Here is a 19,414-nt window from a genome sequence, read left to right on the forward strand (position 1 = left end):
ACTCTTTCCTTGGGCGGCCGGGTCAGTCGCAACCATGCTGCCATTGATCAATCCAATTACCAAACCGTTCAGGACGGGTCGGGCTTGCCCTGCATTTCAGACTTGAGCCGCTCCAGGTCGTCGCTGATGCGCTCATTCTCTGCCAGCGCATCGATTTCCGCTGCCAGGTCCGGAGGCACGTCACGACCAACGTCCATGGATTCCAGCTGGCTTTCCAGCGTATCCATACGCCGCTCGAACTGATCGAAGCGCTGGAAGGCACCATCCAGAGCCTCGCGATGCATTTGCCGCTTGACCTTGATCCGCGATTCCACGGTTTTGCTGCGCATCATCAGCGCCTTCTGCTTGGCCTTGGCATCGGACAGTTTCTGCTGCAGCTTGGCCACTTCCTCGTTGAGCTGGCCGATGTGATCGTCGGTGGCCTTGAGCTCGGCGGCTACCAGCGCCACCTCGTCCTCGATGGCGTGCTTCTCCTGCAGCGCCGCCCGGGCCAGGTCCTCGCGGCCCTTGCTGATGGCGAGCTTCGCCTTCTGCTCCCAGCTGTCGGCTTCCGCCTGCACCTGCTCGAGGCGCCTGGCCGCGGCCTTGCGATCCGCCAGCACCCGGGCGGACGATGAACGCACCTCCACCAGGGTGTCCTCCATCTCCTGAACAATCAGGCGGATCATCTTTTCCGGGTCTTCGGCCTGGTCCAACAGGGAGTTGATGTTGGAGTTGATGATATCTGTCATGCGGGAAAATATACCCATTACCGTTCTCCTGTCTGCTTACCAGCCCCGGGTTCGGGGCTTTTTATCGGGATTGGCCAACCAGAAAATAAACTCGGTCACTGCCACCACCTGGAGAAAACTCCACAGACCGGCAGCGGTGCCCACCACCGCCGCAGTCAGCGCGCAGAGCGCTGCCAGCGCGGTGTAAATCAGGCTTCGTGTCCCCAGTTTGTTCATGGTTCTGCTTCCCTACCTTGCGAAAAAACTGTTTTGCGTCCTACACGCCGGTCAATACAGAATCTGTGCCAACAACTCCAAGCTATTGTTTCCAATGATGTTATCGCAGGAGCCAGGGGCAAAAACCCGCTGCCGCCAGAATTTTGAGGCACATTTGACGCGATATGGGTAACAATCACCGGTTTTTAAGGTATATTTAACCTATGAAACGGCCCAGCGAAAGCATTATCGGTAACTCCGCCGCCCTGGCCCTGGCCCTGGACCGGATTTCCCAGCTGGCGCCGATAAACCGGCCGGTACTGGTGCTGGGGGAACGGGGCACGGGCAAGGAACTGGCCGCCGACCGCCTTCACTACCTCTCCGGGCGCTGGGACGCGCCGCTGCTGAAAACCAACTGCGCGGCCCTCGCGGAAACCCTGCTCGAATCGGAGCTGTTCGGTCATGAACAGGGGGCGTTTACCGGGGCCACCCGCGGCCACCGCGGCCGTTTCGAGCGGGCCGATGGCGGCACCCTGTTCCTGGACGAACTGGCAACGATGTCGCTGCGCCTGCAGGAGAAACTGCTGCGCCTGATCGAATACGGGGAGTTTGAGCGCCTCGGTGGCCAGCAGACCCTGCAGGTGGATGTGCGGGTAGTGGCGGCGACCAACGCCGACCTCCCCGCACTCGCCCGCGAGGGCAAATTCCGCGCCGACCTGCTGGACCGGCTGAGCTTTGACGTGGTCCACCTCCCCGCCCTGCGCCACCGCCAGGAGGACATACCCGAGCTGGCCCAGCACTTTGCCGTCCAGATGAGCGCCGAACTGGGCTGGGAGCTATTCCAGGGCTTTACCGATGAGGCCATGGCAGCCCTGTGCCAGCACCCCTGGCCGGGCAATATCCGGGAACTGAAAAACTCCGTGGAACGCTCCCTGTATCGCTGGGCGGACAGTGAATCCCCGGTGGGAGACGTGGTGCTGGATCCCTTCGCCAGCCCCTACATCACGGCGCCCGAGGCGACGCCTGCCGGGGCCCCGGCCAGCACGGAAGCGGCAGCGGAAATCACTGACTTCACAGCCCACATGGACTGCCTGGAAAAGCGGCTGCTGCAGGAGTCGCTGGCTCGCCACGGCCATCACCAGCGGCACACCGCCGAGGCCCTGGGACTGAGCTATGACCAGATGCGCGGCCTGGTGCGTAAACACGGCCTGTCGCGACGGCAGCGCCGCGGCGGAGACTGATGTTCGCTCTAGCTGTAAAGTGACTCCGCCCGCGCCTTCAGCTTGCGGGCGCAAAGATTGAAGCCCTGGCGCACCCGTTCCACTGCGGATAACTGGCAAAATCGACGATCACCTGCCACACCAGTTCTGCCGGCGCATCGATTTCCACCGTATCGGAACTGATCCTGATGGTTTCGCTCATGCTTGCCTCCTAGGTGCTGATCGGCCAGCGTTTATCGCCGGTGTAGAACGCGAACCGCCGGTCGATCAGTTCGCGGGTGAGGCCGTACTCCTCGAGCCGGTACTCGTGGCGGCCGTGCTTGCCCTTGGGATTGGCGTCGATATGAGCCCTGAACGCCGCCCGGGCATCGTCGTCCAGCGGCATGCTGAACTGCCGGTACACCCGCTCCACGACCGCCATGGGATCATCCACCAGTTGCTGTTGTGAGCAATCCACGAACAGCGCCGGGTCCAGCCGCTCCCGGGCCGCCAGCCCGCGTTCCAGACTCAGGGCATCCCATTCCATCAGCGCCCTGCCGATCTCGCCGGCATCGAGGTGGCTGCAGTCACCGGCGTACATGCCCATGACCACCTTGTTCATACTGTTGATGGAGGGCACCACCGCTTGCGGGTCCCGGTGGCACCAGACGAAACGGGCGTCGGGGAACACGGCCAATATCGCGTCGATAGCCAGCATGTGGGCCGGGGCCTTGAGCATCCATTGCTTACCGGGCATGCGCCAGTTGAGCAGTTGCATGATCTTTTTCTGGTAGCGGTAAAGCGGCCCTCCAGGTCCCGCAGGTGCCGGTCATAGGTTGCCAGCAGCATGTCCAGCCCCTGGCGATAGGGCAGCTCACCGAAATCGCTGAACCCGGTCTGTTCGATCGCCTCCCTGATCAGTTCCTCGGCGATAAACGTGACCTGCCCCTCGCTCATTTCAGGTCCGCCAGCTTCATAACCCGGGTCTTCAGCAGCGGGTGCCGCTCAGCGCCGATCCAGCGCCAGCACATGGTGCCCATATTATGGCCCGCGGTTTCGATCCAGTTGGGCACACCGGGATCGGTGTGGGACACCACCACCCGGACGCTGCCGTCCGCTTCGTAGTGCGCGCTGTGCTTGTTGACGTGAATCTGGTGATGGCGATAGTCCAGCGATTCCATCCACCAGTTGTCGAGCTGGAAGTTCCAGGTCTGGCACTCGGGTATCTCCGGCGCCTCGATCACCAGCACCTCGTCGTCCGCCAGTTGCCAGGCACTGTGAAAGTAAAAAATATTGGGGTCACCACCGATCGACTGGCAGTAGTCCTGGTCCGCCGGGGGCAGTTCATTCAGCGTCGGCAAAAAGCTCTCGGACCAGTTCTCGAACAGGGTGGCGGAGCCCAGCAAGAACATGGCGGCGCCCTGCAGCCCGCGCTGCAGGTTTTCCGGGGTCAGCGGTTGCGGTCGGTCGTCGCTGGCGCCGACACGCTCGATCCTGAGCTCGGCGGCTTTTTCGTTAACCCGATCCTGGAAGGTCTGGCGCACGGTGATGGAATTGCTCTCCTCCCCTATGGGCAGCCAGTTACCGGGCTGTTTGTTGCGGCTGATGATGATGTCGATCTCACCGTTGGGGCCCAGGGTCATCTCCCGGTGGTCTATATGCCCGGTGACTTCCATGGTGCCGCCGGAGGCGTACTTGTTGATTACCGTGCTGATGCCCAGGTAGTCGACGGTGCCGCGGGTGCCGTAAATCCGATAGTCGTGGGCCGGGTTGATGCTGGCGCTTTCGTAGCGGTTGTCCGGGTTGTCGGCACCGAGCTTGATGGTCTCGTGGGCACCGCAGCGCAACTGCGGAAACAGCGGGTCGCGGAACTCCAGGAAACTTTCCAGGCCGCCGCGCAACAGGCGTGACAGGTAACGGTAGCCCTCCGCCTGGTTGAAGGCGTCGCCCGGGGCTTGCTCGCTGCGAATGATTTTGCCAGCCTCCTTGAGGGCATCACAGAATTCATCCCAGACCCGGCCATCGAGTACTTTTTGTTCAGCTTCGGTTGTCATTATTGTCTCCCGCTCTGCTGTCAATGCTATCATCCAGCACTTGTTATAGCGGCTCCCGCGGCACAATTCAGCTAAAAACCCGCCCGGGGGACGGCCGGCCGCCGGGCACTCCAGCAGGGTCCGATCTAGTGAACCGATGGCCCGGCTCTGGTCCCGAAAACTCAGAAATTTCAGAGGGATACCCACAATAATTTCGAGCCTTTAAACCCTTTAAATTTGAACTTTGCACCCTTATCATCTGTCCTAACGATACCCGCACATCCCGTGCGACGCTTTACGGAGTAAACGATGCAAGACAAGACTTTGTACAATATGAACACCGCCGGCATGGACAGTGTCATCAGTACCAACAAGGTGCTGAAAAACACCTACATGCTACTGGGAATGACCCTGGCGTTCAGTGCAGTGTGCGCCGGGATCTCCATGGCTATGGGCCTGCCCCATGGCGCGGCCCTTATACTGAGCCTGGTCGGTTTCGGCCTGCTGTTCGTCGTGCACAAGATGGCTGACACCAGCAAGGGCCTGCTGGCCATCTTCGCCTTCACCGGTGTGATGGGCGCCTCCATCGGCCCGATGCTCAACTACTACCTGTCCATGCCCGGCGGCCCGGCCCTGGTCATGCAGGCGCTGGGCGGCACGGCGCTGGTGTTTTTCGGCCTGTCCGCCTACGCGCTGACCACCCGCAAGGATTTTTCCTATATGGGCGGTTTCCTGATGGTGGGCCTGCTGGTCGCCGTGGTGGCAATGATCGCCAATATCTTCCTGGCGATTCCGGCACTGTCCCTGACCATTTCCGCGGCCGTTGTTATGATCATGTCCGGTCTCATCCTGTTTGACACCAGTCGCATCATCAACGGCGGCGAGACCAACTACATCCGCGCCACCGTGTCGCTGTACCTGAGCATCTACAACCTGTTCATTCACATGCTGTCCCTGCTCACTGCCCTGGGCGGTGATGACTGACCGACAGCGCGACTGCAGCAGACCCCGGCATATCGCCGGGGTTTTTTGTTTCTGCCGCGGTTAACATGAACTACGCCCTGCTGGTCATGTCCTCCCCCGCCTCCGGTCACGGCGCGCGCACGGCCGCCCGGTTCGCCGCTGGCGCCATCGCCCGTGGCCACACCATCGAGCGGGTGTTCTTCCTCGATGAGGGGGTCGGCACCGGCTCGGGGGTCGCGGTTTTTCCCCAGGACGAGGACGACCGCCTGGCACCGTGGATCGAACTGGCTGAACAGCACGAGGTTGAGCTGGTCCTGTGCATCTCCTCGGCCCTGAAGCGCGGCATGCTGGACGCAGCGGAGGCCCGGCGCCACGGCAGGGCCGGCCCCACGGCCCACCCCGCCTTCGTCGTATCCGGCCTCGGGCAGCTGATTGATGCGGCAGCGAGCGCTGACCGCCTGCTGACCTTTGGCGGCTGAATGAGCACAGTGGAGAAAAAACGCAGCCTGCTGGTCATGCGCCACTCCCCCTATGGCAGCAGCCTGGCCCGGGCCACGATTGACCTGGCGCTGGCCATGGGAGCCTTCGACCAGGACTTCGACCTGCTGTTCATGGGCCCGGGAGTGTTACAGCTGGTGAAGGACCAGCACAGCGAACAGCTAGGCCTGAAGAACGCGGGCAAGATCCTCAGCTCCCTGCCCCTGTATGACATGGAAGCGGTATACGTTGATGCCACCTCGCTGCAGCGCTACGGTCTGGCGGAGCAGGACCTGGTACTGCCGGTTAACGTGCTCGATTCAACCCGCTTGCCGCTGTTCCTGAACGACTGCAACCACGTGCTGAGCTGCTGATATGTTGCTCCATACACTCAACTGCGCGGCCGACAGCGAGGCCTTCCATGACTGCCTGCGAACGGCCGGCCCGGAGGATACCATTGTCCTGCTCGGTGAAGGCGTGTACCGGGCCCTGCCGGGGACAGCCTCGCGCCGCGACCTGGACGCCAGCCCGGCCCGTGTCGTGGTCCTGGACACCGATGCCGACGCGGCGGGTGTGACCCCGCGCCTGGGAGGACTGGCGCTGGTCGACATGGATGCGCTGGTGGCACTGAGCGAAACCTACCCCCGGCAGATTGCCTGGTACTGAGCCATGCTGGAACCCGGAGCTTTTGACAAGGAGGGATTTTTACTCAACCTGGAGGCCTGGAGCCCCGAGGTCGCACAACAGATCGCCTCCGCGGAAGGCATCGAGTTAAGCCCAGAACACTGGGAAATACTCGAACTCCTGCGCAGCTACTACCGGGAGTTTGACGCCTCCCCCGCCATGCGCCCGCTGGTAAAATACTGTTCACTGAAACTGGGCGCGGACAAGGGCAGGAGTATTTACCTGCTGCGCCTGTTCCCCGGCTCACCGGCCAAGATCGGCAGCAAGATCGCCGGCCTGCCGAAACCAGACAACTGCCTGTAAGCGAGACTCCGTGAACCAGACCCCCTTCCAGGCTCCCGCCGATGAGCACCCCTTCGCCCCCTATGTACGCATCCTCGGCAAGGGCAGGACCGGCAGCCGCTCGCTGGATCGCGAGGAGGCCGCCGCTGCGCTGGCAATGATACTGCGGGATGAAGTCCAGCCCCTGCAGCTGGGCGCCTTCCTCATGCTGCTGCGGGTCAAGGAGGAAACCGGTGAGGAACTGGCGGGCTTCGTCGACGCCTGCCGGCAGGAAATGCTGGCGCCGCCAGATGGTCTGGCGGCCGCCCTGGACTGGTCCAGTTACGCCGGCAAGAAACACCAGCATCCCTGGTACCTGCTGAGCATGCTGCTGCTCGCCGGCGCCGGTTACCGCGTGTTTGTGCACGGCGGCGACGGTCACACCGCGGGCCGGCTGTATACCGAACAGGCCATGCGGGAACTGGGATTGCCGGTTGCCGACAGCTGGGAGAGCGTGTCCCGGCAGCTGGATGAGCAGCAGCTGAGCTATCTCCCGCTGCGGCACTTCTGCCCCCGGCTGCACGACATCATGCAACTGCGCCCGCTACTGGGCCTGCGTTCGCCGGTCAATACCCTGGTGCGCATGCTCAACCCGCTGCGCGCGGCGGCCAGTATCCAGAGTGTTTTTCACCCGGCCTACGGCGGCCTCCACCGGCAGGCGGACCGCCTGTTGCAGCAGCCCCGCTCGCTGGTATTCAAGGGTGACAGTGGCGAGGTTGAGGTCAAACCGCAGGCCGATACCCGGCTGCTGTTGCTGGACAATGGCAGCGAACGGGAACTGCCCCTGCCGCGAACCCTGCCGACCAGAGTGGCGCCGGTGGCGCAGCCCGCGACCGCCCCGCTGCGCGCCCTGTGGGCAGACAGTGCCGCGGACCGCTACGGCAGCGACAGCGTGATCGCCACCACCGCTGCCGCCCTGCTGGTGCTGGAGCCCGATTGGGACCTGGATCACTGCCGGCAGCGGGCTGACCAGCTGTGGCACAAGCGCGACCGGGGGCGCCTCGCCTGATGCCCCTGTCCGCCGTAAAACCTGAGCAGTACGAGGAACTGCTGGCCGCCAAGGTGACCAGGGTGAGTAAACTGCTGGCGCCCTTCGATGCCCCGCCGGCGGCGGTGTACCCCTCTCCGGTCACCGGCTTTCGCATGCGCGCCGAGTTTCGCCTGTGGCACGACGGTGACAACCTGGATTACGTCATGTTCCGCCGCGAGGACCCGAAAACCCCGGTACCCATTCGCGACTTTCCCATCGCCTGCGAGACCATTCAGCGGCTGATGCCGGCCCTGCTCGATGCAGTAAAACCGAACCAGCAGCTGCGCCGCAAGCTGTTCCAGGTGGAGTTTCTTGCCACCCTGGCCGGGGAATCGCTGCTGACCCTGGTCTATCACCGCAAGCTCGACGAGGACTGGGACGCGGCGGCGGAACAGCTGCGCTGCGCGCTTGCGCCACTGTGCAGCGGAGTCTCCATCATTGGCCGCAGCCGCAGGCAGAAGCGCATCCTGGGCAGGGACTGGGTGTGGGAGGAACTGGACATCGATGGCCGCTCGTACCGCTACCAGCAGTATGAGCAGGCCTTCACCCAGCCCAACGCCAGGGTCAACATCGACATGATCCGCTGGGCCTGCAGGCAGGCTGCGGCACTGGATGGTGACCTGCTGGAACTCTACTGCGGCAACGGCAATTTCACCCTGCCCCTGGCGGCTGAATTCACCCGGGTGGTAGCCACCGAGCTGGCCAAGGTATCGGTGCGGGCGGCACGGGAAAATATGCGCGAGAACGGTGTCGACAACATCCAGATCATTCGCCTGGCGGCAGAGGAAGTGACCCAGGCAATGAACCGCGAGCGGGAGTTCCGGCGCCTGGCGGACCTGCCCAAACCGCTGCACGAGTACGACCTCAGGACCGTGTTCGTCGACCCGCCCCGGGCCGGCCTCGATGCGCACACCGTGCAGATGGTCAAGCGCTTCGACAGCATCATTTACATCTCATGCAATCCAGACACCCTGGCGGAAAACCTGGCGGTGCTTGACGCCACCCACCGGGTCGAGCAGTTTGCCCTGTTTGACCAGTTCCCCTATACCGATCATATGGAGTGCGGCGTGCTGCTGCGCCGCCGCACGGGTTAGCAACGGATGCCCAGGGCGAGCAGGCCCCTGCCCAGCACCTCGTCCAGCCGGTCGGCGTCGCCGGCGTTGACTTCCAGCGCGTTGAGGCCCAGCTCGCGGTAAACCTCGCGCTTGTTGAGCCGCTCCCGCAGGTCGCTCGCCGAGTCGTCCTCCTCCCAGCAGTCAATGTAGACATTGCCCGCGGGCAGGTAGAAATCCGCGTGTAAAGACGCCTCCACCGGCAGCGCCCGGCGATAGGCGTGGGCCAGCTGGGCGAGGTACAGCCAGTTGCACACCCGCATCTGCAGCGGGGTCTTGAGCACGTGGCCGTCTATGCCCTCGCAGCTGAGGCTCTGCTCCGCATTGGCAAAGAGGTCGGGCTCGGCGCCGGAGTCATCCGGTTCAGCAGTGGGGATCTGGTCCGACTGGCGACGCAGCTCTCGGTGGACAACCGGGTGATCGATGACCTCGTGGGGCCAGGTGACGTAAAACGCGCCGGAAGACTCGCTTTCCTCCTGCTGCCCGCCCATCGAGCGGCCCAGGTCAGTGAGCTCCCAGCCGAGAATACTGTGATGCTGCAGGCCCATTTCCGCCAGCGCCCGGTTGATTTGCCGGGCGTGCAGCCGCGGGTAGTAACGGCGCATGGATGCGGCGGTAATGCGCTTGTTGGACTCGATGGCCGCCAGCAGCGGATGATGGTCCAGGGCTTGCGGCCAGACGATGTAACGGCCGAAGCGACGGCTGTTCTGGTAACTGCCGCCCTCGTACTCACCTTTGGGTAACAGGACCCAGCTGTCGCCGGAACGGCGGATCCAGCCATAGTCCCGCAGGGTCGCAAACAGCTGTTGCACCGGGATATCCAGCTTCTTCGCCAGCGCGGTGGTGGATAGTTTGCCGTCTTCCTGGGACACCCGGGGCCTCGTGGCGCTTCAGTCGAGTACGGTTTCGCGATAGCGCTTTTCCAGCGCCGCGTAGACGTGCTCGGCAAACTGGGGGTCGCTGGATTCCAGCGGCGCCAGTAACTCGACCAGGTGCTCGTTGTCTTCCCTGCCGTCCCAGTTCTTGACGTAGCTGCCTGCCTTGTAGCCGTGGTCCTGGCGAAAAAAGTTGAGCACATTCTTGCCCACGTAGGCGCGGTACAGGCCGTCAAAATCCAGCCCCGAGGCGAGCATCAGGTCCCGGAACAGGGCGGGCGAGAAACTATGGGTCTGCAGACAGTGCAGGGCCAGGGCCTCGGTGGCCCCGCGCACGTCCAGTCCCGAGGGCTGGTGATCTGCAAGCTCCGCGGCAATGTCGGCGGCAATGTCCTCAATGGCCTTGCCGGGCTGAAACAGCGCCGACATGCCAAAGTGCCAGATATCGATGGCCTCCATTCGCACCTGGTCCAGGTCCGGGTGCTGCTTTTTCCACCACTTGAAACCGTAGTGGTCGATCAGTTCACCGCACTCGATCCAGGCCGCGCGGTACCATTCAAAATTCTGCTCCACCCAGTTTTCATGCACCCGGGTGTTCATTTTGTCCTGCATGGTCAGCATGTTGATCAGGGCCTGTTCCAAGGTAAACCTCGCGATTTTCGTGATTGAAAAAGTGGCACAGAGCATAGCAGCGCCGGGGGATGAAGGCCATGGCAGGCCGGTTCAGGGCAACAGCACCGCAGCACCCGTGAAACGCCCGGCGCGCAGGTCATCCAGGGCCTCGTTGGCCCGCTCCAGGGGATACTCGTGAACCGTGGTGTGCACCGGGATCTCCGCCGCCAGCGGCAGGAATTCTTCCCCGTCGCGGCGGGTCAGGTTGGCCACCGAGACAATCTCGCGCTCTCCCCACAGGATTTCGTAGGGGAAGGAGGGGATGTCGGACATGTGTATACCGGCGCAGACCACCCTGCCGCCGCGCCGCACGGCGCGCAGAGCCTGCGGCACGAGCTCTCCCGCCGGGGCGAAAATGATCGCGCCCTCCAGGGGCTGCGGGGTATCCAGGGTCGAGTCCCCGGCCCACTCGGCACCCAGTTCAAGCGCGAACTGCTGCGCTTGCGTATCCCCCTCGCGAGTAAAAGCCAAGATACGCTGCCCGCGGTGCCGGGCGACCTGGATAATAATGTGGGCAGCGGCACCAAAACCATAGAGGCCGATGGTTTCGCAATCCTCCACCAGTCGGTAGGAGCGATAGCCGATGAGCCCCGCGCACAGCAGCGGCGCCGCCTGGGTATCACTGTAATTGCCGGGTATGGGAAAGCAGTAACGGGCCCTGGCAACGGTGTATTCGGCAAAGCCGCCGTTGATCTGGTAGCCGGTATAGCGGGCCTCGTCACACAGGTTTTCCCTGCCCCGCCGGCAGTACCAGCAGTGACTGCAGCTGCCACCCAGCCAGGGCACGCCAACGCGCTGGCCCACGCTGAAGTCTGTTACGCCCTCACCCAGGGCCGTGACCCGGCCGACAATCTGGTGGCCGGGCACCAGGGGCAGCTTCGGCTCGGTAAGATCTCCGTCCACCACGTGCAGGTCAGTGCGGCAGATACCGCAGGCGGTGATCTCGATCTGCAACTCCCCCGCAATGGGCTGTGGTACTGGAATATCGCGCAATTCCAGCGGCATGCCTGTTTGCTCAAACACCATGGCGCGCATGGCCGGGCCCTCCGTACTCACCCGCCCAGGGAGCGGGCGGCGGTCTCCACCTCAAGTGTACCCGGCTGGTAACTGCAGTGCAGCACGGTTCGGTACTCGGTGCGCGACCGGCTCACCTTCCACTGCCCCGCCTCGCGGCGGTACTCGTCGTGATAGAGCGCAGACATCAGGGTGAGGGTCTGGTCCCGGGTATTGATATTGCGATAGTTCAGCGACCACACGCCGCGGGCGCTATCCTCGCTGAGAATGTCGATCTCCGGGTTGGCGCAGTGATGCATATCCAGCACGTAATCGTGGCAGCCCCGCGGCACAAAAATGCCATCGACAAACTCGTCGCGATTGCTGCACTGACCGAAATAGGCCATATCAATAATGACTTCACCGGCGACAAAACAGTCGCGCACCGCTTCCGGGTCCTGGCGGTCGCAGGCGTTGAGGTAACGGGCCTTCAGCTGGCGAATAGCCTCGATATCACTCAGTCGCTGCAGTTCCGCCTCCAGGCGTTGTAGTCGTTGTTCTACAGACATGGCTCTCCGTTCATTGCTCTTGTCAGGGTTAATTGAAGGTAGAGTGATCGCCCGCCAGATACGTTACAAGGCGCAAGCGGGCCGAGATCATTCTGCGAACCTTCGCATTGGGATGGCTGGATTCGGCTTCCAGCAGGATACTTCTGGCCTTGTCGCTACCCAGTCCGAGCAGGGCAGATACGGCGGCGTAGTTCAGGCGCTGGCCAGGCGCGTCGAGCAGCGCTGCCAGCGCATCTTCTGCACCGGCGTAAACCGGATGGCCAAGGGCCCGGGCAGCGGCTTCCGCGGTGATGGCCGAAGGATTCTTCAGCAGGGCTATGAGGTAGGGCATGAAAGCGGGACTCTCATAACCCTCGGTAGACCTGATAACCAGCGGGAGATTATCGGCGCTTTCATGCTGCAACAGGTAGACCCAGGCTTTATCGTCGGCCAGTTGCTTGCGGTCCATGGTGCGCAGAATGGCAAGTCGCAGGTTGATCGGCCGGGCGGGGTCGCGGATGAGCGCCAGCAGGTCCGCACGCTCATCCCGGGTCAGCTGCATCGTGGCGCCCGCATGCTCCCAGTCCAGTAAGCCTGATTCCACCAGCTCCGCGGAATTTGAGCCCAGCATACGCAGGAGAATCGCCTTGAGCTGGCCAGTGCGCTGCTCGTCCGTGATGGCGGTCGAATTACCAAAGCCGGCATAGGCCGCGAGTATCCACTGGTAGTCGGGCAAGGCATCGGCTTCAATGCGGTGTTCGGTATTCCTGACCTGGCTGGAGACAAATGCAACTCCGGCGGCGGGCCCCAGTTCGGCGAATTCGGCCCTGTTACTGACCGCGTCGAGGAACAGCAGCGCGGTATCACCGGGTACATAGTGCGCATGGCCATGGCCGTCCTGGAAAAAATCTACCTCTGCCGGCGCGCTGCCCTTGTAGCTTTGCTGCACCTGAGCCCGCACCACCTGGCTGGATGTGGCCTGCTCGTCGAGCAGGAAGCGCCGCTCGCTTATCCCGTCGATCAACGCTATCGCCACCACATCGGCATTGAGAAACAATTGCGACAGGGAAACCCGCTGCGCATCCAGATGTGCAAAAGCGCTGCCGGCGGACAGCAGCGCTAACAGCACCCCGATAATTGCCCGGAGGCAGGCCTTACCACCCATGCAATCAGGGTCTGGTCTGGTTTATCTGCTCGATAAGAGGCATCAGCGCGCCGCTGATCGCCGGATCGAGTCCGGGCCCAACGTTATTCTGGAACACGGTGCTGCAGTCAATATCCGGGTATAGCGGACAGAACTGGGGCACCCCACCGAGAACAAAGGGTGCACATATGCTGCAACTCTGGTCAAACTTGCTTTCCAGTACCTGGTAGCCGATGTGGTCGTTGCCGAGCCCCACGATCAGCTTGTCGCGGACTCCCGTCATGGCGGCGCGGTACTTCATGCCAATCTGCGGGTCGAGTTCGGTGGGTACCACAATCAGGCCGGCATCACCGATACGGGCGGCGCCAACCTCGGTTTGCAGATCCTCGCCCAGTGCCTGCGGGATCACGTCAAAGGGCGCGGGGAAAGGAAAACCGACCGAGGTATCCTGGGCGCCATTGGTATACAGGGTCCTGCCATTGCCGAGCACGCCGATGGCGAAAAAGAAGCGGAAGAAACTGTTGTCCAGTTTGACCGGCACCGGGTTTTCGCGGGCAAAGGCCACCACCGGTGCGGGATGTCCCGGCTTGTTGTCCAGCGCGGAAATGGCCCGTTCTGCCAACTGTTTCCCGTGTACCTCTGCGAACTGGAATGACCTGCGGGGCAACACCGGGTTTACGCCGTCTTCGGTGATGTCGATTCTATCCGGCCCCTGCAGTACTCCCAGGGCGCCACTGACCCATATCGCCGTGCCTCCGTATTCCTGTTCCAGGCGTTCCCGCACGTAGTGGGGAAAATCAGATGTCAGGACTGTATTCTGCGACCACAGCACTTCCGGGTGGCTGCCGAAGTTGACGATGGTGGCCAGCACCTCCCTGTCCCGTTTGCGTTCGGTGAACTGCAGCACCACCAGGTTGGGATCAACGATTCTGCCGTTGGTCTCCGGCGACAGGATGTCGTCGCCCTCCAGAACTGTCTGGTCAGCCACGCCATAGCCGTCGTCATTCGCGCGCATACCGGTACTCAGCCCGGCGCTGCTGGTCGTTACCGACTTGACCCGCGCGGGGCGCATGTTAGCGCTGGCATCCGCGACACAGTCGGCAATCGCGTCATTGACGAAATCGAGATAGCCCGCGTCCACGCCGGTGGTCAACTGGTCCGGCCCCCATATACCCAGAGTGTCGGGGCCCTCGTGGGAGTGGGAGCTCTGGACGATGAGGTAATCCACATCATCGCCAACCATCTCCCGGGCAATCTCGATCTGGTTATTGAAGTAACCGATCAGGTCCAGGGCCACCAGGGCGATACGACCACCCCGGCCGTCGATGACGACACCGCGGGCCCACAGGCGATCGTTGTAACCGGTGGCCTGGCGCCCGTTACCAAAACCCGCCATGTAAATGGGATCGGAATGGTTGACGGGCATGGCCTCGCCGAAGCGGTCCCGGTAAGCCTGGGCCAGGGACGCGCTGACCGGAGTAATTTCCTGCTTGCAGACCCCCACACTCAGGTCGCCGGGTGCAGCGCTGGCCGTATTGAACCAGCCACAGGCCAGCAGCAGAAGCAGCATGCGCCGCAGTGCCAGAGAGTCGCTAATTGATCGGATTATTAGCATGTCTTTTCCCTCGAGAGTGCTCGATGACAGAGGTAAACGTAGTCCAAGGACCTGCGGCTCGCAAGAAATCGGTCGAGCAATAGCTAATGCTGGTTTGCAGAAGTCGCCCGTAGCAGCGGTAGCTGGCCTGCCCGGCGTTTACCGTAAACACCGTTTCCTGCTAGTGTTCGCAGCTGACTCAACAAACCCGATAAGGATTTCCCCATGCGATTGATGGTGCTGGCGACCGGCCTGCTGTTTATTTCCCAGACTGCCTTTGCCCACGAGGCCAGCGGCCTGGCTGGCGGGTTTGCCAGCGGCCTCATGCATCCCGTTCTCGGCTGGGACCACGTGGCGGCGATGGTTGCCGTCGGGCTGTGGGGAGCGGTTCTGGGGCAACCGGCAATATGGGTGCTGCCAGTGACATTCCCCCTGGTCATGGCCATTGGTGGAGCGCTGGGCGTCGCCGGCGTGGCGCTGCCCGGGGTGGAAATCGGCATTGCGGCCTCGGCCCTGGTGCTGGGTGTGATGGTGCTGGCGGCGGCGCGGCCGCCCCTGTGGCTGGCGGCCCTGATCGTCGCTGCTTTCGCCGTGTTTCACGGCCACGCCCACGGTACGGAGTTGCCCGGCGCGGCCAGCCCCCTCGCCTACAGCCTGGGTTTTGTACTGTCGACCGGTTTACTGCACATGCTGGGCATCGCCTTCGGCCTGTTGACACGCTGGCGCTCGGGGGTTGTGCTGGTCCGCGCCGGCGGTGCGGTGATAGCCATGGCTGGAGCCCTGTTTCTTAGCCGGGCGATCTGAGTGCGCCAGCGTTTCCTGGCGCCGCTGTTGCTGCTGGCGCCGGGCACGGTGCTCGCCCACAGCCCCATGCCGGGCATTGGCCAGTTTTACGGCGGCTTGTTGCATCCGCTGCTGGTCCCCGCGCACTTGCTGCCCCTGGTTGCCCTGGGCCTGCTGGTCGGCCAGCGCGGCCTGGCCGCCATGCGGGTTGCCTACAGCGGGTTCGCCCTGGCCCTGCTGGTCGGCCTGATCATCGCAGGATTGAAACCCACAGCACCCGCGGGAGCTGAAACCGCCCTACTGCTGCTGGCGGCCTGCTGCGGACTGGCGACGGCACTGCGCATACCGCTCCCGCGTATCCTGCTCGCCGCAGTCGCCGCACTGACCGCCCTGGTCATCGGCGCCGACTCCGGGGTGGCAGACCTCAACCGGCAGCAAACCTTTTTCGCCATGTTCGGCGCCGGCATCGGCGCCTGCCTGCTGCTCCTGGTAGTCGCCGGGCTTGCCGAACTGCCGCGCCGCCACTGGCAGCAAATTCTGGTCCGCGTCCTGGGTTCCTGGTGCGCCGCAAGCGCAGTGATCGTGCTGGCACTGGCATTGCGTTAAATGTGGCCAATGGAGTTGTGGTGCCCGGAGCGAGAATCGAACTCGCACGCCTGCAATAGGCGGGAGATTTTAAGTCTCCTGTGTCTACCAATTTCACCATCCGGGCGGTGACGCGAGCGCAAAAAGCGCTGGTGGAAGGCGGCGGCATCATAGCATACTGGCCGCGGCCGGGGGCAAGGACTGGACAGCTTTTCGTGGCGGTCCGCCATGCTACACTCTTACGCTCTCCCTACCCGGAATTCGCAGTGGATGCGTAAGGTAATCATTCTGCTGATCCTGCTCGCGGTACTGCTGCTGTCACCGCTGCTGCTAATGCGCTCCGAACGCGCTCTGCTGTATATCGCCCACTGGGCCGTCGATACCTTCACTGACCTGCGGCTGGAGCTGCAGCAACCGCTGCTGCGCCCCCTCAAGGGCCGGGTTGCGGCCAGCGAAATCCACCTCTACCCCAAGGCCGACGACGGCCCTCCCTTTGTCAGCGTACTGGGCTTCGAGGGTGACCTAAGCGCCGGTGATATCTACCGCGGCGACCTGGCCGGGAGTCGGCTCGCAGCCCGCCAGGTTACCATCTATGTCTCATCCCGGGATGCCACCGCCGATCCGGCGCCGCTGGACTGGCTGCAGTACCTGCGCTGGCTGCCCGATGCGCTGTCGGTACAGCAACTGCACGTGGTCACTGCCAGCGAGGACACGCTGGTCGTTCCCCTGGAGGACCTGCAGGGCAGCCGAACCGGCAATAAACGCTTTGTCGCCAGCGCCAGTGCCCGCTACGAGGGAGAGCCCCTGCAGGTTGGCCTGGATCTGCAGGCGCTGTTTGAGCACGAGCAGGCCACTGGCATAGCAGTTGCGGCCAGTTTCACCGCCCCTGAAAGCGGTAGCCGGATCAATCTCGACGGTGAGCTGCGCGGCACGCCGGAAGACTTCAACTACGACTTCAAGCTGGTTGCAGACTACCGCGAGGTGGCCAGGCTACTGACGGGGCTGGACTCCCACCATGCCCTCGCGGGCGAGCTCACGGTAAAGGCACTCATGACTGGCAATACCGACGGCTTCAGCCTCTCCAATGCCCTGTTCATTCTCGACAACATGCCCGACTACGGCATCGAGGCCCATGGCAAAATGGACTACCGATTCAGCGGCGAAAACCAGCTGTTGCTCACCATTGCCGGGGAAATGACCACCATGGAGGCGGTATTGCAGTGGCTGGACGTGGACCTGCGCCCTCTGGGCCGGGCCCAGGGCAGCGCCACGGTCAGCGGCAGCCTGTCCCACCCGGTAGTCGAGGACTTTATTCTGCGCAGCGAAAACGCTAATGGACTCACGGTCAACCTGCAGGGAAGAATAGACCCGCAGCGGGGTGACAGTGAGGAAAACCAGGTGCGGCTTGATATCAGCGCGCCCTCACTTGCAACCCTGGAACACTGGATCGGCGCCCTGCCCCATGAGCCTGGCGAATTCAGCGCCAGTGGCCTTATCGTCGCCGGCAGTACCGGCCTGCGTCTGGAGGACTTTATTGCCGAGACCGGTTCCAGGGAGACTGTCTTGCTGCGGGCGGAGGGTGCGGCACAAACCGGCGACCTGAGCCACCAGCAGGGCCTGGCGGCCATCGAGTCGCTGGCGCTCAAGCTGTCAGTGTTCGCCCCGGACTCAGAGCAACTCGGCCCCTACCTGCCGGCCGGCGTACCCGCAGGCTTTGCAGTCAATGGCTCGGTATCCCTGGCCGGAAATGGCGAGGAAATTTTTGTCAAGGAGGGGCAGATAACAGCCGAATCCAGCGATATCGTGGCGACACTGCTAACCCGCAGCGGCAGCCTGCGCCCACTCAACGAGCAGTTGCTGAACGATTTTGCGGGCGATCTCACTGTGCACCTCAGCGATACCAGCGCCCTGTCCCAGTTTGTCAGCAAGCCGGTGCCCGTGCTCGGTGAGGTCCGCGGCAGCGGCCGGCTGATACAGCAGCAGGACCGATTCAGCCTGGAGAACCTCTGGCTGCGCCTGGACAATGAGGAAGCAAAGTTGAATGCGACAGGACGGCTGGCTGATGTCGCCCGGCTGCAGGGCTTCAGTCTGCGTGGCCAGTTCAGCGGGGTAAAAAGTCGCAACCTGCTGAACACCACGTTCCAGGATTTCCATTACGCCGGTGAACTGGCGGAACTGGGCGGCAGCTTCGGGCTCGAGCGCAGCGGCAACGACTGGTCGCTAACGGAATTTACGGTGGCCTCCGCCGGCCGCCAGTCGCCCTTGCAGCTCGATGCGCGGGGCAAGTTGCTCAACTTTACCGGCACGCCCCAGGGGGAACTGGCCCTTGACTTCCAGCTCCGCGACCCGGCCCTGATCGAGGCAGCGAGCGGCCTGCGCACCCGACCAAGCCGCGGCAGCTTGCGCCTGTCTGCCGGCGCGGGCACCACCGATGCCAGCGGGCACCTAAGCTTCGACCAGTCGGATTTCAGGTTCAAGGCACAGGTCAGGCACGACAAGGGCAAGATCGACGCCCTGCAGCTGGTTGTGGATAGTCCCAGCATGCGCCTGGAAGACGTCGGTCTGCAGGCCCAGAAACAGACCGAAGGCAGTTACAACCCGGCCGAGCAGCTGGACGACATCAAGCCGGGCGAGCGTTTCCAGAAAGCGCTGCAACAGGCGCCAAAATTCAACACCGATATCGCCATCAGGCTCAACGAGGTCAGCGGGGACAACACCAGCATAGACGGTTTCAACCTGCATTTCACCGGCGCCGAGCAGCGCTACACCCTGCGTGATTTCACCCTCGGCTATGACCAGTCACTGACCGAGATTCGCGGCATCATAGATCTCAACGCCTCCCCTCCCTTCGTCAGCCTGGCGGTGGATGCGGTGGCGGTACCGCTCCACACTCTCACCAGGGACCTGGGTATCGACTTCAATATCACCGGCATAGGCAACCTGCGCGGCGGCCTGGCCGGCGAGGGAATCACGCCCGAACAACTGGTCGCAAGCCTCGACGGCAACCTGGGTGTTGCCTTGCAGGACGCCGTTATCGACGGCGCCGCCTACGATGTGCTGGCTACCGACCTGCTGTCATGGTTTTACTCCGGCGCCGCGCTGGAGGAGTCCACCGAGGTGGACTGCACCATGGCCCAGTTCGTGCTCGATGATGGGGTAGCGTTCAGCGATAGTCTGTATATCGAGACACGCAGAATGGTCGCCACCGGTTCCGCCAGGCTGGACCTGGGCCGGCACACCATGGACGTCAAGTTCACGCCACGCTCGCGCAGTCGCAAATTGCAGGTACCCTCGTCTATCCGCATCAGGGGCCAGTTCGATGACCCCAGGGTCACCCTTTCCCCGGTCGCCGCCGCCTTTGACGCCTATGCCGAAGTACTGTCACTGGTGCCGCAAATCGCGCGGCGCATATTCGGCGGTGACCGGCGCCGCCGGACCCGGAGCCCCTGCGAACCCGGCGCTGTCTGAGGCGCTT

Annotated in this window: 22 protein-coding genes and 1 tRNA gene; 11 read left to right on the forward strand and 12 right to left on the reverse strand. The window is 63.0% G+C overall.

Going from position 1 to position 19,414, the window contains the following annotated elements; all coding sequences use genetic code 11:
• Nucleotides 1-68 precede the first annotated feature (68 nt).
• On the reverse strand, nucleotides 69-749 hold the full coding sequence (gene pspA, locus DWB85_RS03485) for a phage shock protein PspA (RefSeq protein ID WP_117952821.1): 681 nt from the start codon (nucleotides 747-749) through the stop codon (nucleotides 69-71).
• Between the two features lie 18 nt (nucleotides 750-767).
• A complete protein-coding gene (locus tag DWB85_RS03490; RefSeq protein WP_117952822.1) occupies nucleotides 768-947 on the reverse strand; it encodes a hypothetical protein in 180 nt (59 codons plus the stop codon).
• A gap of 203 nt (nucleotides 948-1,150) precedes the next feature.
• On the opposite strand from DWB85_RS03490, the gene pspF reads away from it, so the two are divergent.
• A complete protein-coding gene (gene pspF, locus DWB85_RS03495; protein WP_117952823.1) occupies nucleotides 1,151-2,167 on the forward strand; it encodes a phage shock protein operon transcriptional activator in 1,017 nt (338 codons plus the stop codon).
• A gap of 37 nt (nucleotides 2,168-2,204) precedes the next feature.
• Here pspF and DWB85_RS03500 read toward each other — a convergent pair whose 3' ends face one another.
• The 3 genes from DWB85_RS03500 to DWB85_RS03510 form a co-directional block, all read right to left on the reverse strand.
• The gene (locus DWB85_RS03500; protein WP_117952824.1) at nucleotides 2,205-2,348 is read right to left on the reverse strand and encodes a hypothetical protein; all 144 of its coding nucleotides are present in this window, start codon (nucleotides 2,346-2,348) and stop codon (nucleotides 2,205-2,207) included.
• A gap of 9 nt (nucleotides 2,349-2,357) precedes the next feature.
• A complete protein-coding gene (locus tag DWB85_RS03505; RefSeq protein WP_117952825.1) occupies nucleotides 2,358-2,903 on the reverse strand; it encodes a sulfotransferase family protein in 546 nt (181 codons plus the stop codon).
• A gap of 175 nt (nucleotides 2,904-3,078) precedes the next feature.
• The gene (locus DWB85_RS03510; protein ID WP_117952826.1) at nucleotides 3,079-4,179 is read right to left on the reverse strand and encodes a DUF1214 domain-containing protein; all 1,101 of its coding nucleotides are present in this window, start codon (nucleotides 4,177-4,179) and stop codon (nucleotides 3,079-3,081) included.
• Nucleotides 4,180-4,467: 288 nt separating this feature from the next.
• Between DWB85_RS03510 and DWB85_RS03515 the strand changes: the two genes are divergently transcribed.
• The 7 genes from DWB85_RS03515 to trmA all read left to right on the forward strand — a co-directional run bounded on the left by DWB85_RS03515 (nucleotide 4,468) and on the right by trmA (nucleotide 8,727).
• Nucleotides 4,468-5,142, forward strand: a complete 675-nt coding sequence (locus DWB85_RS03515) for a Bax inhibitor-1/YccA family protein (protein WP_205422651.1) — start codon at nucleotides 4,468-4,470, stop codon at nucleotides 5,140-5,142.
• 65 nt (nucleotides 5,143-5,207) lie between these two features.
• Complete coding sequence (gene tusD / locus DWB85_RS03520; RefSeq protein ID WP_117952827.1) at nucleotides 5,208-5,600, forward strand: sulfurtransferase complex subunit TusD; 393 nt, start codon at nucleotides 5,208-5,210, stop codon at nucleotides 5,598-5,600.
• Entirely contained in the window at nucleotides 5,601-5,972 is a 372-nt protein-coding gene (gene tusC, locus DWB85_RS03525) for a sulfurtransferase complex subunit TusC (RefSeq protein ID WP_117952828.1), read from the forward strand.
• 1 nt (nucleotide 5,973) lies between these two features.
• The gene (gene tusB / locus DWB85_RS03530; RefSeq protein ID WP_117952829.1) at nucleotides 5,974-6,264 is read left to right on the forward strand and encodes a sulfurtransferase complex subunit TusB; all 291 of its coding nucleotides are present in this window, start codon (nucleotides 5,974-5,976) and stop codon (nucleotides 6,262-6,264) included.
• 3 nt (nucleotides 6,265-6,267) lie between these two features.
• The gene (locus DWB85_RS03535) at nucleotides 6,268-6,585 is read left to right on the forward strand and encodes a TusE/DsrC/DsvC family sulfur relay protein (protein ID WP_117952830.1); all 318 of its coding nucleotides are present in this window, start codon (nucleotides 6,268-6,270) and stop codon (nucleotides 6,583-6,585) included.
• 10 nt (nucleotides 6,586-6,595) lie between these two features.
• Nucleotides 6,596-7,612 carry a glycosyl transferase family protein gene (locus DWB85_RS03540; RefSeq protein WP_117952831.1) on the forward strand — a complete coding sequence of 339 codons (1,017 nt, stop codon included), beginning with the start codon at nucleotides 6,596-6,598 and terminating at the stop codon, nucleotides 7,610-7,612.
• The gene (trmA, locus tag DWB85_RS03545; RefSeq protein ID WP_117952832.1) at nucleotides 7,612-8,727 is read left to right on the forward strand and encodes a tRNA (uridine(54)-C5)-methyltransferase TrmA; all 1,116 of its coding nucleotides are present in this window, start codon (nucleotides 7,612-7,614) and stop codon (nucleotides 8,725-8,727) included. Before DWB85_RS03540 ends, trmA begins: the two co-directional genes overlap by 1 nt.
• On the opposite strand, the gene DWB85_RS03550 is transcribed toward trmA, so the two are convergent.
• The 6 genes from DWB85_RS03550 to DWB85_RS03575 all read right to left on the reverse strand — a co-directional run bounded on the left by DWB85_RS03550 (nucleotide 8,724) and on the right by DWB85_RS03575 (nucleotide 14,592).
• On the reverse strand, nucleotides 8,724-9,617 hold the full coding sequence (locus tag DWB85_RS03550) for a hypothetical protein (protein ID WP_117952833.1): 894 nt from the start codon (nucleotides 9,615-9,617) through the stop codon (nucleotides 8,724-8,726). The genes trmA and DWB85_RS03550 overlap by 4 nt on opposite strands.
• An 18-nt stretch (nucleotides 9,618-9,635) precedes the next feature.
• Nucleotides 9,636-10,262 carry a dUTP diphosphatase gene (locus DWB85_RS03555; RefSeq protein ID WP_239017205.1) on the reverse strand — a complete coding sequence of 209 codons (627 nt, stop codon included), beginning with the start codon at nucleotides 10,260-10,262 and terminating at the stop codon, nucleotides 9,636-9,638.
• 81 nt (nucleotides 10,263-10,343) lie between these two features.
• Nucleotides 10,344-11,327 (reverse strand): zinc-dependent alcohol dehydrogenase family protein, encoded by a 984-nt coding sequence (locus DWB85_RS03560; protein ID WP_117952834.1) that lies wholly within the window; start codon nucleotides 11,325-11,327, stop codon nucleotides 10,344-10,346.
• A 17-nt stretch (nucleotides 11,328-11,344) separates the two neighbouring features.
• Nucleotides 11,345-11,854 carry a nuclear transport factor 2 family protein gene (locus DWB85_RS03565; protein ID WP_117952835.1) on the reverse strand — a complete coding sequence of 170 codons (510 nt, stop codon included), beginning with the start codon at nucleotides 11,852-11,854 and terminating at the stop codon, nucleotides 11,345-11,347.
• A gap of 28 nt (nucleotides 11,855-11,882) precedes the next feature.
• On the reverse strand, nucleotides 11,883-12,998 hold the full coding sequence (locus tag DWB85_RS03570; RefSeq protein WP_117952836.1) for a HEAT repeat domain-containing protein: 1,116 nt from the start codon (nucleotides 12,996-12,998) through the stop codon (nucleotides 11,883-11,885).
• Between the two features lie 4 nt (nucleotides 12,999-13,002).
• Nucleotides 13,003-14,592, reverse strand: a complete 1,590-nt coding sequence (locus DWB85_RS03575) for a hypothetical protein (protein ID WP_133300555.1) — start codon at nucleotides 14,590-14,592, stop codon at nucleotides 13,003-13,005.
• A 204-nt stretch (nucleotides 14,593-14,796) separates the two neighbouring features.
• On the opposite strand from DWB85_RS03575, the gene DWB85_RS03580 reads away from it, so the two are divergent.
• Nucleotides 14,797-15,375 carry a HupE/UreJ family protein gene (locus tag DWB85_RS03580; RefSeq protein WP_117952838.1) on the forward strand — a complete coding sequence of 193 codons (579 nt, stop codon included), beginning with the start codon at nucleotides 14,797-14,799 and terminating at the stop codon, nucleotides 15,373-15,375.
• On the forward strand, nucleotides 15,376-15,960 hold the full coding sequence (locus DWB85_RS03585; RefSeq protein ID WP_117952839.1) for a HupE/UreJ family protein: 585 nt from the start codon (nucleotides 15,376-15,378) through the stop codon (nucleotides 15,958-15,960).
• Between the two features lie 18 nt (nucleotides 15,961-15,978).
• On the opposite strand, the gene DWB85_RS03590 is transcribed toward DWB85_RS03585, so the two are convergent.
• Nucleotides 15,979-16,066: transfer RNA gene (locus tag DWB85_RS03590), tRNA-Leu, on the reverse strand.
• Between the two features lie 143 nt (nucleotides 16,067-16,209).
• Here DWB85_RS03590 and DWB85_RS03595 point away from each other — a divergent pair.
• On the forward strand, nucleotides 16,210-19,407 hold the full coding sequence (locus DWB85_RS03595; protein WP_162845991.1) for an AsmA family protein: 3,198 nt from the start codon (nucleotides 16,210-16,212) through the stop codon (nucleotides 19,405-19,407).
• Nucleotides 19,408-19,414: the final 7 nt, after the last annotated feature.

Origin of the sequence: Seongchinamella sediminis (assembly GCF_003457605.1) — a bacterium.
GTDB lineage: Bacteria > Pseudomonadota > Gammaproteobacteria > Pseudomonadales > Halieaceae > Halioglobus > Halioglobus sediminis.

What these genes read in the sequence shown, in the direction of transcription:
- tusB (WP_117952829.1), top strand. Translation starts at nt 5,974, where the DNA reads ATGTTGCTCCATACACTCAACTGCGCGGCCGACAGCGAGGCCTTCCAT.
- DWB85_RS03580 (WP_117952838.1), top strand. Translation starts at nt 14,797, where the DNA reads ATGCGATTGATGGTGCTGGCGACCGGCCTGCTGTTTATTTCCCAGACT.
- DWB85_RS03565 (WP_117952835.1), bottom strand. Translation starts at nt 11,854, where the DNA reads ATGTCTGTAGAACAACGACTACAACGCCTGGAGGCGGAACTGCAGCGA.
- trmA (WP_117952832.1), top strand. Translation starts at nt 7,612, where the DNA reads ATGCCCCTGTCCGCCGTAAAACCTGAGCAGTACGAGGAACTGCTGGCC.
- tusC (WP_117952828.1), top strand. Translation starts at nt 5,601, where the DNA reads ATGAGCACAGTGGAGAAAAAACGCAGCCTGCTGGTCATGCGCCACTCC.
- DWB85_RS03490 (WP_117952822.1), bottom strand. Translation starts at nt 947, where the DNA reads ATGAACAAACTGGGGACACGAAGCCTGATTTACACCGCGCTGGCAGCG.
- DWB85_RS03500 (WP_117952824.1), bottom strand. Translation starts at nt 2,348, where the DNA reads ATGAGCGAAACCATCAGGATCAGTTCCGATACGGTGGAAATCGATGCG.
- DWB85_RS03515 (WP_205422651.1), top strand. Translation starts at nt 4,468, where the DNA reads ATGCAAGACAAGACTTTGTACAATATGAACACCGCCGGCATGGACAGT.
- DWB85_RS03535 (WP_117952830.1), top strand. Translation starts at nt 6,268, where the DNA reads ATGCTGGAACCCGGAGCTTTTGACAAGGAGGGATTTTTACTCAACCTG.
- DWB85_RS03575 (WP_133300555.1), bottom strand. Translation starts at nt 14,592, where the DNA reads ATGCTAATAATCCGATCAATTAGCGACTCTCTGGCACTGCGGCGCATG.
- DWB85_RS03560 (WP_117952834.1), bottom strand. Translation starts at nt 11,327, where the DNA reads ATGCGCGCCATGGTGTTTGAGCAAACAGGCATGCCGCTGGAATTGCGC.
- tusD (WP_117952827.1), top strand. Translation starts at nt 5,208, where the DNA reads ATGAACTACGCCCTGCTGGTCATGTCCTCCCCCGCCTCCGGTCACGGC.
- pspA (WP_117952821.1), bottom strand. Translation starts at nt 749, where the DNA reads ATGGGTATATTTTCCCGCATGACAGATATCATCAACTCCAACATCAAC.
- DWB85_RS03505 (WP_117952825.1), bottom strand. Translation starts at nt 2,903, where the DNA reads ATGCAACTGCTCAACTGGCGCATGCCCGGTAAGCAATGGATGCTCAAG.
- DWB85_RS03595 (WP_162845991.1), top strand. Translation starts at nt 16,210, where the DNA reads ATGCGTAAGGTAATCATTCTGCTGATCCTGCTCGCGGTACTGCTGCTG.
- pspF (WP_117952823.1), top strand. Translation starts at nt 1,151, where the DNA reads ATGAAACGGCCCAGCGAAAGCATTATCGGTAACTCCGCCGCCCTGGCC.
- DWB85_RS03510 (WP_117952826.1), bottom strand. Translation starts at nt 4,179, where the DNA reads ATGACAACCGAAGCTGAACAAAAAGTACTCGATGGCCGGGTCTGGGAT.
- DWB85_RS03570 (WP_117952836.1), bottom strand. Translation starts at nt 12,998, where the DNA reads ATGGGTGGTAAGGCCTGCCTCCGGGCAATTATCGGGGTGCTGTTAGCG.